Origin of the sequence: Flaviflexus equikiangi, assembly GCF_014069875.1 — a bacterium.
In the GTDB taxonomy this organism is placed as follows: domain Bacteria; phylum Actinomycetota; class Actinomycetes; order Actinomycetales; family Actinomycetaceae; genus Flaviflexus; species Flaviflexus equikiangi.
In genome coordinates this window covers 1,016,720-1,029,987 of the sequence record NZ_CP059676.1, presented here as the reverse complement: position 1 = coordinate 1,029,987, position 13,268 = coordinate 1,016,720, and the positions used below count along the sequence as shown (strand labels likewise).

The 13,268-nt window shown below is 64.5% G+C and carries 13 protein-coding genes; 3 read left to right on the top strand and 10 right to left on the bottom strand.

Annotated elements, in window-relative coordinates; genetic code table 11:
* Window positions 1-27 precede the first annotated feature (27 nt).
* Window positions 28-1,677 carry a CTP synthase gene (pyrG, locus tag H2O75_RS04875; RefSeq protein ID WP_182174419.1) on the top strand — a complete coding sequence of 550 codons (1,650 nt, stop codon included), beginning with the start codon at window positions 28-30 and terminating at the stop codon, window positions 1,675-1,677.
* Between the two features lie 64 nt (window positions 1,678-1,741).
* On the opposite strand, the gene H2O75_RS04870 is transcribed toward pyrG, so the two are convergent.
* Window positions 1,742-2,782 carry a lipid II:glycine glycyltransferase FemX gene (locus H2O75_RS04870; RefSeq protein WP_182174417.1) on the bottom strand — a complete coding sequence of 347 codons (1,041 nt, stop codon included), beginning with the start codon at window positions 2,780-2,782 and terminating at the stop codon, window positions 1,742-1,744.
* An 86-nt stretch (window positions 2,783-2,868) separates the two neighbouring features.
* Between H2O75_RS04870 and H2O75_RS04865 the strand changes: the two genes are divergently transcribed.
* Window positions 2,869-3,438, top strand: a complete 570-nt coding sequence (locus tag H2O75_RS04865; RefSeq protein WP_182174415.1) for a DUF3000 domain-containing protein — start codon at window positions 2,869-2,871, stop codon at window positions 3,436-3,438.
* Window positions 3,435-4,616 (top strand): HRDC domain-containing protein, encoded by a 1,182-nt coding sequence (locus H2O75_RS04860; RefSeq protein ID WP_259365315.1) that lies wholly within the window; start codon window positions 3,435-3,437, stop codon window positions 4,614-4,616. The genes H2O75_RS04865 and H2O75_RS04860 overlap by 4 nt, the downstream gene beginning before the upstream one ends.
* A 71-nt stretch (window positions 4,617-4,687) precedes the next feature.
* Here H2O75_RS04860 and dxs read toward each other — a convergent pair whose 3' ends face one another.
* The 9 genes from dxs to H2O75_RS04815 form a co-directional block, all read right to left on the bottom strand.
* Window positions 4,688-6,589: a 1-deoxy-D-xylulose-5-phosphate synthase gene (dxs, locus tag H2O75_RS04855; RefSeq protein ID WP_182174411.1), complete on the bottom strand. Its 1,902-nt coding sequence runs from the start codon at window positions 6,587-6,589 to the stop codon at window positions 4,688-4,690.
* A 111-nt stretch (window positions 6,590-6,700) separates the two neighbouring features.
* Window positions 6,701-7,084, bottom strand: a complete 384-nt coding sequence (locus tag H2O75_RS04850) for a metal-sulfur cluster assembly factor (RefSeq protein WP_374971578.1) — start codon at window positions 7,082-7,084, stop codon at window positions 6,701-6,703.
* Window positions 7,009-7,470, bottom strand: coding sequence for a Fe-S cluster assembly sulfur transfer protein SufU (gene sufU / locus H2O75_RS04845; protein ID WP_182174407.1), 462 nt, complete (start codon window positions 7,468-7,470; stop codon window positions 7,009-7,011). The genes H2O75_RS04850 and sufU overlap by 76 nt, the downstream gene beginning before the upstream one ends.
* Window positions 7,467-8,732, bottom strand: coding sequence for a SufS family cysteine desulfurase (locus H2O75_RS04840; RefSeq protein WP_182174404.1), 1,266 nt, complete (start codon window positions 8,730-8,732; stop codon window positions 7,467-7,469). The genes sufU and H2O75_RS04840 overlap by 4 nt, the downstream gene beginning before the upstream one ends.
* Window positions 8,729-9,475, bottom strand: coding sequence for a Fe-S cluster assembly ATPase SufC (gene sufC / locus H2O75_RS04835; protein ID WP_182174401.1), 747 nt, complete (start codon window positions 9,473-9,475; stop codon window positions 8,729-8,731). The genes H2O75_RS04840 and sufC overlap by 4 nt, the downstream gene beginning before the upstream one ends.
* Window positions 9,476-9,504: 29 nt before the next feature.
* On the bottom strand, window positions 9,505-9,828 hold the full coding sequence (locus H2O75_RS04830) for a non-heme iron oxygenase ferredoxin subunit (RefSeq protein ID WP_182174398.1): 324 nt from the start codon (window positions 9,826-9,828) through the stop codon (window positions 9,505-9,507).
* A complete protein-coding gene (sufD, locus tag H2O75_RS04825) occupies window positions 9,825-11,000 on the bottom strand; it encodes a Fe-S cluster assembly protein SufD (protein ID WP_182174396.1) in 1,176 nt (391 codons plus the stop codon). Before sufD ends, H2O75_RS04830 begins: the two co-directional genes overlap by 4 nt.
* Window position 11,001: 1 nt before the next feature.
* Window positions 11,002-12,447: a Fe-S cluster assembly protein SufB gene (sufB, locus tag H2O75_RS04820; protein WP_182174394.1), complete on the bottom strand. Its 1,446-nt coding sequence runs from the start codon at window positions 12,445-12,447 to the stop codon at window positions 11,002-11,004.
* Window positions 12,444-13,160 (bottom strand): helix-turn-helix transcriptional regulator, encoded by a 717-nt coding sequence (locus H2O75_RS04815; protein ID WP_182174392.1) that lies wholly within the window; start codon window positions 13,158-13,160, stop codon window positions 12,444-12,446. Before H2O75_RS04815 ends, sufB begins: the two co-directional genes overlap by 4 nt.
* Window positions 13,161-13,268: the final 108 nt, after the last annotated feature.

The window sequence follows — 13,268 nt, the reverse complement described above, 5'->3', positions numbered from 1 at the left end:
GGCTACCCGTTGGTAGGGTGAAGCTCCGTGGAAGAAAATAACCCGGTTGCGGGACAAACCAAGCACATCTTCATCACCGGCGGCGTCGTCTCCTCCCTCGGCAAGGGCCTGACGGCGTCCTCACTCGGACACCTCATCAAAGCACGAGGTCTGACGGTGTCGATGCAGAAGCTCGATCCCTACCTCAACGTCGACCCGGGCACGATGAACCCGTTCCAGCATGGCGAGGTCTTCGTCACGGAGGACGGCACGGAAACCGACCTCGATATCGGCCACTACGAGCGCTTCCTCGACACATTCCTCGATGAGTCGGCGAACGTGACGACCGGGCAGGTCTATTCCTCCGTCATCGCGAGGGAACGCCGGGGCGACTACCTGGGCGATACCGTTCAGGTGATCCCCCACATCACCGACGAGATCAAGGCCAGGATGAGGCTGAAGGCCGCACTCCCGGAGCCTCCGGACGTGATCATCACGGAGATCGGCGGCACGGTGGGAGACATCGAATCCCTGCCGTTCCTCGAGGCGGCACGCCAGATGAGGCACGATATCGGGCGCGATAACGTGCTCTTCATCCACGTGTCTCTCATTCCCTTCCTCGGCCCCTCGAAAGAACTCAAGACGAAACCCACGCAGCACTCCGTTGCGGCGCTGCGCCAGCTCGGCATCCAGCCCGATGCGATCGTCCTCAGATCCGACCGAGTGCTGCCCGAGTCGATTCGGGAAAAGATCTCCGCGGCCTGCGACGTCGACCTCGAGGCCGTCATCTCCTGCGTCGATGCTCCCACCCTGTACGAGCTGCCCAAGGTCCTCCATGCAGGGAATCTCGACCGCTACGTCCTCGACCGGTTCAGGCTCGAGTACGGGGAGGTCGACTGGTCGACGTGGGACGATCTCCTCGACCGCGTCCACAATCCCACCCAGTTCCTCAAGGTCGCTGTTGTCGGCAAGTACATCGACCTTCCCGACGCCTACCTGTCTGTTCGGGAGGCCCTGCGCCACGGTGGATACGCTCATCGGACAAAAGTTGCCGTCCACTGGGTCGCTGCCGATGACTGCGAGAAGGACGCCGAGGAGGCGCTGTCGGGCTTCGACGCGATCTGCGTCCCCGGAGGGTTCGGGGTGCGCGGCATCGACGGCAAGATCGCGGCACTCGGCTACGCCCGAACCCATGGCATTCCGACCCTCGGGCTGTGCCTGGGCATGCAGTGCATGGTGATCGAATTCGCCCGCAGCAGGGGCGGGCTGCCGGAGGCGAACTCGACAGAGTTCGATCCCGCAACCCCACATCCCGTCATCTCGACTCTCGCCGAGCAACGCGGAATCGTGGCGGGCGAGGGAGATCTCGGCGGCACGATGAGACTCGGCTCCTATCCTGCCGTCCTCGAACCTGGAAGCGTTGTCGCCCAGACCTATGGCACGACCGAGGCTGTGGAACGGCACCGTCACCGGTACGAGGTCAACGCCGCCTACCGGGACCGCTTGACGCAGGCCGGCCTCGTGTTCTCGGGAACGTCCCCCGATGGGTCGCTCATCGAGTTCGTCGAACTGCCCAGGGAACAGCACCCCTACTATGTCGCGACTCAGGCACATCCCGAGTTCCGGAGCAGGCCCACCCGCCCGCACCCGCTCTTCGCCGCCCTTATCGGGGCTGCGATCGAACGTCGGACGAGCTGACACACGCAGCAGGAACATGGATGGGGTGGGGCGTGTCCCCACCCCATCGGACCATCCGCCCCGATCAGCCTGCGCTATCAGACCGGGACATCCCCCGGAGCGTTGAGGCGGCATAGCGCTTGGCCCGCAGGGCAAGCGTGAGCGCCCGATAACGGAGTGGGTGAAGGGGCAGGTCCCAGGCCCCCGCCACGTCCGTGATCTCTTCGGAGAACTTCGTCTTGAACCCGCGCACTCCGGCGAGCTGGGGTGCGCGGTCGGAATCGATGCCCATGAGATCGAAGGTCGTGACGCCGCAGGCGCGGAGCTCGCGCACCATGTGCCAGACGAGCAGGTCGGGGGCCCCCGCCTTCCTACCAGCGGCCGAGGAGGCAGCATAATAGTAGGTTGCGAGGGGCCCGTTGACGGTGACGATGCCCCAGCAGTAGACCTCTCCTTCGCTGCGGACCGTGAACAGTCTCGCATGCTCGGCACCGAGCGATTCGAGCATCGTCGTGTAGGCGGACTTGGGGGCGATGCCGAAACCGTCCCGATCCCCTGTCTCCTGCAGCAGGGCATACAGCTCGTCGAAGACATCGGCCGCCCGGTCAGTCTCCTCGGCTGCTTCGAGATGTTCGCTGCGCAGGGACTTGCGGACGTCGCGGCGTCCGCGCTTCTTCATTCCGGCAAGGATCTCATCCTCGTCGCGGCTCAGATCGAGGATGACGGTGCGGTCGACGGGGATGGACTGGAGCAGGTCGTGCAGAGCATCCGACGGATGGTGTGCGTGGAGGCGGACGAACGCATAGCGGCGGTCCACCGTGAGCGCCCTGGCAAGATCGGACAGGAACTGTTCCTCTTCCCGGGGGCTCGGCGCCTCGACCCAGACGGGTCCCTCCTTCGCCCACAGGTAGTGGAATCCTCGGCCTTCGAAGGCCGTGAGGGAGATGAAGGCACGGTCCTCCCCATCGACCTGCCACACGTATCGGCCGTAGGGCTGTCGGCCGGGAACGGCCTCATCGTAGCGATCCCAATGCGGGGACTGTTCGAGCGGCAGGTCGAGACCTGCGGCGCCCGCACGACGGACGAAGTCATCGGACTGTCGGGATACGAGGCGGGAGGTAGGCATGGTTCCTCACGGGTTGGGGACGGGACAGGCTCAGTCTAACGGCGCGCCTGCTATCCCCGTAGTTTACGAGTCGTTAGTGTGATCGTGTGCCAGAAGTACCGCCGCTGTTCCTCGCGAGTCTGGACTCGTTGCGCAACCACCGGTTCCGCAAGGAGTTTCGTCTCCAGGAGATTCCCGCGCCCAAGAAGATCGCGCCCTGGGCGGCGGCTCTCGCGGCGGAGATCAACACGACCGGTGCGGACATGGACCCCGATGGTTATCGCGGTGAAGCGCGCTTCGTCCTCCTGCACGACCCTGACGGCCAACCGGCATGGAATTCGACGTTTCGGATCGTCTGCCACATTTCTGCACCGATCGAATCCGACCTGGGTGGGGATCCTTTCCTCGGTGAGGTCGCCTGGTCGTGGCTGACAGAGGCTCTCTCCGGACACAATGCCGCATATCACAGCCTCAACGGCACGGTGACCCGACAGATCGATGAGACGTTCCGTGGTCTAGACTTGGACGGTAGCCGCGTCACGGTCGAGGTGCGGGCCTCCTGGTCCCCCTCCTCCGAGGACGTGTCCGATCATTTGGATGCGTGGGCTGAGTTCGCTTGCACAACGGCCGGGCTCGACCCCCATGCTCCCTCCATCACTCCCCTGGATCGCCTGTGAATCTCGATGAACCAAAGGGTGGCATCCCACCCCTCCTTTCGACGCCCTCCGACCTGGCAGGCGCTGTCGCCGCACTCCGAGGAGGGACCGGGCCATTCGCAATCGACACGGAACGCGCCCAGGGCATCCGCTACTCGGGCCGTGCTTACCTCATCCAGATCAAGAGAGAAGGATCGGGCCTGTTCCTTCTCGACCCGCCCCCGCTTGCGGATCACATGGGTGAGCTCGCGGAAGTCCTTCGGGGCGATGAGTGGATCCTGCACGCAGCGGATCAGGACCTGCCGTGCCTGCGAGGCGAAGGCCTCCTCCCCCCGTCCCTGTGGGACACGGAGATCGCGGCCCTCCTGCTCGGCAACGAGCGCGTCTCCCTCCAGGCAGTGATCAACGATGACCTCGATGTGCAGCTCGCGAAAGAGCATTCGAACTCGGACTGGTCGGCCCGTCCGCTCGCCCCGGCGCTCCTGTCCTACGCGGCTCTCGATGTCGAACTCCTCATCGAACTGAGGGAGGTCCAGCGCGAACGCCTCGAGGAGGCGGGCAGGCTCGACTGGATGATCCAGGAATGTGAGCACGTTCTCGCCGCTCCCCCGAAGGATCCCAAGCCGGAACCGTGGCGGAAGATCGCCACCTCCCTCCGGATACGAGACCCCCGCACCCTCGCGATCGTGCGCGAGCTCTGGCTCGAGCGCGACGAGATCGCCCGCGCACGCGATGTCGGGCCGGAGAAGGTCCTTCCCGGGAAGGCACTGGGCGCTCTGGCCGCCTCCCTCCCGGGTTCGCTCGACGAGACCCGCGGTTCATCCTCGCTGCGCTCTCGCTCCCGCAAGGATCTCTCGACGAACTGGTGGTCCGCGATCGAACGCGGCTGGGACACGACAGATCTGCCCTCCCGTCAGGCTCCCTCGAAAGATGGTCTGCCCGACGTGCGCAACTGGAAGAACCGCAATCCCGGGGCGGCCGCCCGCTGGGATCTCGTCCGTCCCGCGATCCTCAAGCGTGCCGATGTCCTCGGAATCCGTCAGGACATCCTGCTCAAGCCCACCGTGCAGCGTCAGCTCGCGTGGGAAGGATGGTCATCGATCACGAGCATGGTCGATGTGCTCTACCGGGCAGGGGCACGCCCCTGGCAGATCGAAGAGGTCGCTCTCGCACTGCCCCGCAGCGCGGACGACGCCTAGCGAAGAGCAGTTCCGGCGCCTCCATCCCAAAGCGCCGACAGATGCTGGTCAGGTATGCCGGCCGGGGCCCCTCACGCGTTCTGGGCGACTGAGAGAGCTGGTCCCTGCCCTGCCGCGGCGCGGACGGCCGTGATGACATCGTGGCCGGTCATGTTCTCGCGCACGAGGATATCGGAACGGCTGGCATGGTCGATGAAGTGCCGTGAGACACCGAGGACCGTGACCGGGCAGTCGACGAGCCCAGCGATCTGCTGGCCAACCCCGCCCTCCCGCAGACCATCCTCGATCGTGACAATCGCATCGAAGCCCTCGGCGAAGTCGACAAGCTCCTGGCTGACGGGCAGAACCCACCGGGGATCGACAACGGTCACATCCGCTGTCTCGACGGATAGCGCATCCAGGGCCGCCGGTGCCATCGCTCCCACCCCGACGACGAGGATACGATGACCGTCACCCTCGTTGCGGCCGAGAACATCGATGTCCCCGACACGGTCGATCGCAGGAATCGAATCAGCAACCGTGCCCTTCGGGTAGCGGATCATCGTCGGACCGTCATCGACCGCGAGGGCCTCGTTCAGTTCGGTGCGGAGCGTCTTCTCGTCTCGGGGAGCCGCCACTCGAAGCCCCGGAATCATCGCGGCCAGTGCAAGATCCCACATGCCGTTGTGGGAGGCACCGTCGTTGCCTGTGATCCCGGCGCGATCGAGCACGACGGTGACGGGCGCCCGATGAAGGGCGACATCCATGAGCAGCTGGTCGTAGGCGCGGTTGAGGAAGGTTGCGTACAGCGCGACAACGGGATGATACCCCGCATAGGCCAAGCCTGCCGCCGTGGTGAGCGCATGCTGCTCCGCAATGCCGATGTCGATGACACGGTCGGGGAAACGGTCCCTCATGGGGCCCAGTCCGACGGGGCGGAGCATCGCCGCCGTCAGGGCGACGATGCTCGGGTCTTTCTCCGCCGCCGCGAGAATCTCATCCGCGAACACTGACGTCCACCCGAATCCCGATTGGACGATCGGGAGTCCCGTCTCGGGATGGATCTGGCCGACGGCATGGAAGCGGTCCGCCACATCGTCGAGGGCCGGCTGGTAGCCCCTGCCCTTCTCGGTGATCGCATGGACGACGACGGGACCGCCATAGTCACGAGCAAGCTGGAGAGCGCTCTCGAGGTCGTCGATATCGTGGCCGTCGACCGGGCCGACATATTTCAGTCCGAGGGCGTCGAAGATCCCAGCATTGACGAAAATATCCTTGACGCCCTTCTTGAAGCCGTGGATCGCATCATAGGCGAGGCGTCCCGGCGGGCCGGAGCGGCGCAGTGTTCTCTTGCCCCAGCTGAGCAGGTTCTCGTAGTCCTTCGAGACGCGCACCTGGTCGAGCCGGCGGGTCATACCCGTGACGTCGAGCTTGCGCGCCATGCCGCCGATCGTGGGCTCGTACGAGCGATCGTTGTCGTTGACGACGATGACGATCGGGAGGGAGTCGTCCTCAGCGATATTGTTGAGCGCCTCCCAGGCCATGCCGCCCGTCAGCGCACCATCGCCGATGACAGCGACGACGCACCGATCATCGCCCGAAAGCCGATAGCCGCGCGCGATTCCGGCCGCCCAGGAGAGAGCCGTGGAGGCATGAGAATTCTCGACCACATCGTGAGGGGACTCGGTGCGGGACGGATAACCCGACAGACCGCCCTCGGATCGCAGACCCGCGAAATTCTGGCGGCCGGTGAGGATCTTGTGCACATAGGATTGGTGTCCCGTGTCGAACACGATCGTGTCCCGCGGGGAATCGAAGATCCGGTGAAGGGCGATCGTCAGCTCGACCACTCCCAGGTTGGGACCGAGATGACCGCCGGTCTGGGAGACGGATTCAACAAGGAATGTCCGGATCTCCTGCGCAAGCGCGGCCCGCTGCTTCTCGTCGAGACGACTCACGTCGGCCGGAGAATGGATTGTTGACAGAATGTTCACTGCTCGCCTCCCTGGGTTACGAGCCTACCATCGTCAGTGCCCGCGACTCCGGCAATAGTCCCGCAGAAAAGAATGGGGCGGAGCAGCGTATGCCGCTCCGCCCCACACCTGTCAGACGTTGAAACCGAGTGCGCGAAGCTGTTCGCGGCCCTCGACCGTGATCTTGTCCGGACCCCACGGCGGCAGCCACACCCAGTTGATACGGACCTCTGTCACGAGGCCCTCGAGCGCCTGGACCGCCTGGTCCTCGATGACGTCCGTCAGCGGGCATGCCGCCGACGTCAGCGTCATGTCGATGATCGCGGCGTTCCCCTCGAGGGTGATGCCGTACAGCAGGCCGAGATCAACGATGTTGATACCGAGTTCCGGGTCGATGACGTCGCGCAGCGCCTCTTCGACTTCGGCGACAGTGATGTCACTCATTGGCCTTCTCCTTCCGTTGAGCTGGCCTTGATAGTTGCGTCGCGCATCGCCATCCAGCCGAGCAGTGCGCATTTGATACGTGCCGGGAACTGGGCGACGCCGACGAAGGCGGATGCGTCTTCGAGACGATCCAGCTTCTCATCGTCCAAGCCCTTGCCGCGAGAATTCATGAGCTCCTGGAAGAGGCCGAGAAGGTCCTCCGCCTCGGTGAGAGTCTTGCCCTCGACGAGGTAGGTCATGACCGAGATCGACGCCTGCGAGATCGAGCATCCTTTACCGTCCCAGACGAGCTCGGAGATGACATCCCCGACCATCTTCACCTGGACCGTGACCTGGTCCCCGCACGTCGGGTTGACCTGGAACGATTCCCCATCCGGGTCCGCCATGATTCCCTGGCCGTGGCGAGTCTTCGCGTGGTCGAGAATGATCTCTTGATACATCGAGTCGAGATTGCTCATGACACTCCAAAGTAGGAACGGACGCCGGACAGCGCGTCGAGGAACGCGTCGATGTCCGCACCCGTATTGTAGGGCCCGATCGACGCCCGTGACGACGCGAAGGTGTCGAACACCTGGTGGATCGGCTGGGCGCAGTGATGGCCGACACGGATCTCGACCCCGCGCGAGTCGAGGACCTGCCCCACGTCATGGGGATGAACGTCCTCGACGACGAACGCGACCGAGCCGAGACGGTTCTCCCTGCTCGTCGGACCGACCACGCGCACACCCGGGATGTTGGCGATGCCGGTGAGGAGATGGTCGGTCAGCTCGACCTCGTGGCGGTGGATCTCCACCATCCCGGCCTTCGTCAGGTAGTCCGCGGCGGCGGCCAGGCCGATGGCCTGGGACACCATGGGGGTGCCGGCCTCGAACTTCGCGGGTGCCTTGAGGAACGTCGTCTCCTCCATCGTCACGACCTCGACCATGGAGCCGCCCGTGAGGAAGGGCGGCAGGCCGTCCAACACCTCGGACCTGCCCCACAGCGCACCGATCCCTGTCGGTCCGAGCATCTTGTGTCCGGAGAACACCGCCAGATCCACACCCAGATCCGTCATCGAGACCGGCAGGTGCGGAACGGACTGGCAGGCGTCGAGCACGACAAGAGCCCCCACGGAGCGTGCCGCCGCGACGATCTCGTCGACGGGAGCGATCGCGCCAGTCACGTTCGAGACGTGGGCAAAGGCCACGACCTTCGTCTTCGCGTTGATCACATCGAGCGTCGCGAGATCGATGCGGCCCTGATCATCGCCACCCATGGGAACGACATCGAGCCAGCGCAGACGAGCACCCGTGCGTGCGCACAGCTGCTGCCAGGGAACAAGGTTCGAATGATGCTCGGCCCTCGTGACGACGATCTCGTCCCCGGGGCCGATGGCGTACGGACCATCCGACGCGTTGCCGAGCGAATACGCGACGAGGTTGAGAGCCTCTGTCGAGTTCTTTGTCCAGACCACGTCGTTCGCCTGGGCGCCGATGAATTCGGCGACAGTCTCTCGAGCGTTCTCGTACGCTTCCGTCGCCTCCTCCGCCAGCATGTGGCTCCCCCGCTTGACCGCCCCGTTCGAGGAGACGAGGAACTGTCGTTCCGCGTCAAGAACCTGGACGGGCCGCTGCGACGTCGCAGCGGAATCGAGATAGACGAGCCGATGGCCCTCCCGACCCTGGCGAGCCAGGATCGGGAAGTCCGTCACCGGTACTGGGGTGTGGGCGTTGTCTTTCACAGGAAGCGGTCGTAACCCTCGTTTTCGAGCTGCGTAGCGAGCTCCGGCCCACCGGACTCGACGACACGGCCGTTCGCGAACACGTGCACGAAGTCGGGGGTGATGTACTGGAGGATACGAGTGTAGTGGGTGATGAGTGCGATGCCGACGTTCGTTTCGCCGTGGACGCGGTTGACGCCCTCGGAGACGATGCGGAGCGCGTCGACGTCAAGACCGGAGTCCGTCTCGTCGAGGATCGCGAACTTCGGCTTCAAAAGCTCCATCTGCAGAATCTCGTTGCGCTTCTTCTCGCCGCCGGAGAAACCGGTGTTGAGGTCGCGCTGGGCGAAATCGTCGTCCATGCGGAGCTTCTTCATCGACTCCTTGAGCTCTCCCACCCACGTGCGGAGTGCGGGCGCCTCGCCGTCGACAGCGGTCTTCGCCGTGCGGAGGAAGTTCGAGACGGTCACGCCGGGAACCTCGACCGGGTACTGCATGGCAAGGAACAGGCCCGCGCGAGCACGCTCATCCGTCGACATCTCGACGATGTTCTCGCCGTCGAGGAACGCTTCACCCTCGGTGATCGTGTACTTCGGGTGGCCTGCGAGGGCGTAGGCCAGGGTGGACTTGCCGGAGCCGTTCGGGCCCATGATGGCGTGGATCTCGCCGGCGTTGATCGTGAGGTTGACGCCGTGGAGGATCGGCTTCGCGCCTTCGTTCGTCTCGACGGAGACGTGGAGGTTCTTGATTTCCAGCTTGGACACGGGGGTCCCTTTCTTCGTTCTAAAAGTTGTCAGTGAATCGGGCTGTCGACGTCGACCCACACGGAGCCGCTCTCCAGCTTAGTGGGGTACACGGCGACGGGGTGGATCGCGGGGAGCTGACGGGGCCTGCCCGTCTTCAGGTCGAAGACCGAGCCGTGCTTCCAGCATTCGATCCCACCATCCTCGACGTCGCCGTCGGAGAGGGACACGTTGCCGTGGGTGCACAGATCATCGATCGCGTGCCACGAGCCGTCCGAGTCGCGGGCGATGGCGAGGTCGACCCCGTTGAGGGTCACCTGCATGACGTCCGCCGGCTCGAGATCGGACTCGAGGCACGCCACCTGGTAGGTCATGCCTGAACGCTGGCCATCGTCTGGTCCAGCTCGAGCTCGATCGCTTCCATGAGCTTGTCCTGCACCATGGGCACACCGATCTGGTTGATGAGGGAGGCGAAGAAGCCGCGCACGACGAGGCGACGCGCAACATCCTCGGGGATGCCGCGGGCACGCAGGTAGAACAGCTGCTCGTCGTCGAAGCGGCCCGTCGCGGACGCGTGGCCCGCGCCCTCGATCTCGCCGGTCTTGATCTCAAGGTTCGGCACGGAATCGGCCTTCGCTCCCTGAGTGAGGACGAGGTTGCGGTTCAGTTCGTACGTGTCGGTTCCCGTCGCGTCCGGCGTGATGAGGACATCGCCGATCCACACCGCGTGCGCGTCCGTGCCCTGGAGGGCACCCTTGTAGGTGGCGTTCGAGCGGCAGTTCGGGGTTGCATGGTTGACGAACAGGCGGTGCTCCTGGTGCTGTCCAGCATCCGTGTAGTACGCGCCGAGCAGCTCCATGTCCCCGCCCGTTCCGGCGTACTCGCCGTCGGTCGTGATGCGGACGATCTTGCCGCCGAGTGTGACGACGATGTGGCGGATCGAGGAGTCCTTGCCGAGGCGGAGGCGGTTGTTCGAGAGGTGGATCGCCTCGTCCTCCCACTCCTGGATCGTGACGAAGGTCAGCTGCGCACCATCCTTGACATCGATCTCGATCGTCTCCGACACCTGGCCGGAGCCACCGTGCGAGAGGACGACGGTCGATTCCGAGTTCTCCTCGGCAACGATGAGCAGGTGCAGGGGTGCGGGCTCTCCGCCCTGCCCCGTGACCGTGATGAGACCCTCCGTGCCGACACCCGTGAGCGTGGCGACGTAAGCCTTCTCGAACGAGTTCCAGGCAACGGCCGAAGACCGGTCGCCTGGGGCCTGCACGGTGCCGAGACGGCTGTCGTCGCGGCCGACGACTTCCAGTTCCACTCCCTGGGCGGAGACGAGCGGCTGCGTGCCGGTCAGCTCCGTGAAGAAGCCCGCCAGGTCGCGGACGGGGGTGAAGCGCCAGTCCTCCTCGGTGCCGGTGGGCACGGGGAAGTCTGACAGGTTGAACGAGGAGGAACGGTCACCTCGGGAGGTACCGACGACGGGCGTGAACGACGGGTCGTCTGTGGCCAGCGTGGCCTGTGAATGATCGGTAGACAGATTCGTCGTCATATCAGCCGACGGCTCCTTCCATTTGAAGCTCGATGAGGCGGTTGAGTTCGAGGGCGTACTCCATGGGGAGTTCGCGTGCGATGGGCTCGACGAAGCCGCGGACGATCATCGCCATGGCCTCAGCCTCCTCCATGCCCCTCGACATGAGGTAGAACAGCTGGTCTTCGCTCACCTTGGAGACGGTGGCCTCGTGGCCCATCTCCACGTCGTCGACGCGCACATCGACATACGGGTAGGTGTCGGAGCGGGACTCGGTGTCGACGAGCAGCGCATCGCACAGCACGGTGGACTTCGAGTGCACGGCTTCCGGCATGACCTGGACGAGGCCGCGGTAGGAGGCGCGGCCTCCGCCGCGGGCAACGGACTTCGACACGATCGAGGACGACGTGTGGGGTGCCATGTGCACCATCTTCGACCCGGTGTCCTGATGCTGGCCTGCGCCGGCGAAAGCGATCGACAGCGTCTCGCCGCGAGCGTGCTCACCCATGAGGTAGACGGCCGGGTACTTCATCGTCACCTTGGAACCGATGTTGCCATCGATCCACTCCATGACGCCGCCCTCTTCGACGACGGTACGCTTCGTCACGAGGTTGTAGACGTTGTTCGACCAGTTCTGGATCGTCGTGTAGCGGACGCGGGCGTCCTTCTTCACGATGATCTCGACCACGGCGGAGTGCAGCGAATCGGACTGGTAGATCGGCGCGGTGCAGCCCTCGACGTAGTGGACGTACGAGCCCTCGTCGGCGATAATCAGCGTGCGCTCGAACTGGCCCATGTTCTCCGTGTTGATACGGAAGTAGGCCTGGAGGGGGATCTCGACGTGCACGCCCGGCGGGACGTAGACGAAGGAGCCGCCCGACCAGACGGCCGTGTTGAGCGCGGCGAACTTGTTGTCGCCGGCCGGGATCACGGTGCCGAAGTACTCCTGGAACAGCTCCGGGTGCTCCTTGAGCGCGGTGTCCGTGTCGAGGAAGATGACGCCCTGCTCCTCGAGGTCCTCGCGGATCTGGTGGTAGACCACCTCGGACTCGTACTGGGCGGCCACACCTGCGACGAGACGCTGCTTCTCAGCCTCGGGGATGCCGAGACGGTCGTACGTCTCCTTGATGTCATCGGGCAGATCCTCCCACGAGGTCGCCTGCTTCTCCGTCGAGCGCACGAAGTACTTGATCCGATCGAAGTCGATATCGGTCAGGTCCGCGCCCCACATCGGCAGCGGCTTCTTGTCGAAGAGCGACAGGCCCTTGAGTCGACGCTCCAGCATCCACTCCGGCTCGTCCTTCATCGCCGAGATGTTGCGTACGACATCCTCGCTCAGTCCGCGACGGGCCTTCTCGCCCGCCTCATCGGAGTCGTGCCAGCCGAACTTGTAATGACCGATCGACGCGATCGTCTCATCCTGAGTCATCGGCTCGCCGACACCGGCGTCTGGCCGTGTCTGTGTCATTGATTTCCTTCCGTAGCGTTCTCACGCGATGGTGTACCCGCGGGGCGGGATGGGATCAGTAGTGGTATGTGGGTGGTGCAGACGTGGTCCCCGCTCGCAAGGGTAGCGAGTCGCTGGACGTGAACGCCAAGCAGCCTCGAGAAGGCCTGCGTCTCCGCCTCGCACAGTTCCGGGAACTCTCCCGCCACCTGCTGGACGGGACAGTGCCCCTGGCAGAGCTGAAGCGCGAAGCCGCGCGGCCCCACGGCTCGAAGCGAGGCCGCATAGCCGTCGTCTGAGAGCTTCTTCACGAGTACCTGGGCCCGGGTCGTCGGATCGTCGCCGGCACGATCGAGCTCGGCCGCGTAGCGCTGCTCGAAGGCCTCGACGCGACGGTTCGCGAACGCTTCGATCTTCTCCGAGCCGAGCTCGTCGCGGATAAAGCCGAGAGCGTCGTTGGCGATCGCAGAATACTGGTTCTTGAGAACAGACTGGCCCTCGAGAGTCGCCACATAGTGGCGTGCCGGCCTGCCCCGCCTCGCCTGCGTCGCCGGGAGCGTCTCGTGCACGTCGATGAGGCCGTCCTCTTCGAGGACGCCGATGTGACGCCGCACCGCTGCCGGGGTGAGATAGAGGATCTTTGCCAAGTTAGCGGCCGTGACCGGCCCTCGTTCAATAATGAGCTGGAGAATGGTTTCTCGGGTACCGGATTCTGGTTCCCTTGCTTCCGCCATGACCTCCTCCTTTCCCGCTCACACCTTTACACAACATTGTCCTTTCTTATTTGGTGTTCTGCAAGTATCGACAGGGTGGCCCAAGTCTCCTCAATACCGGTATCGCAC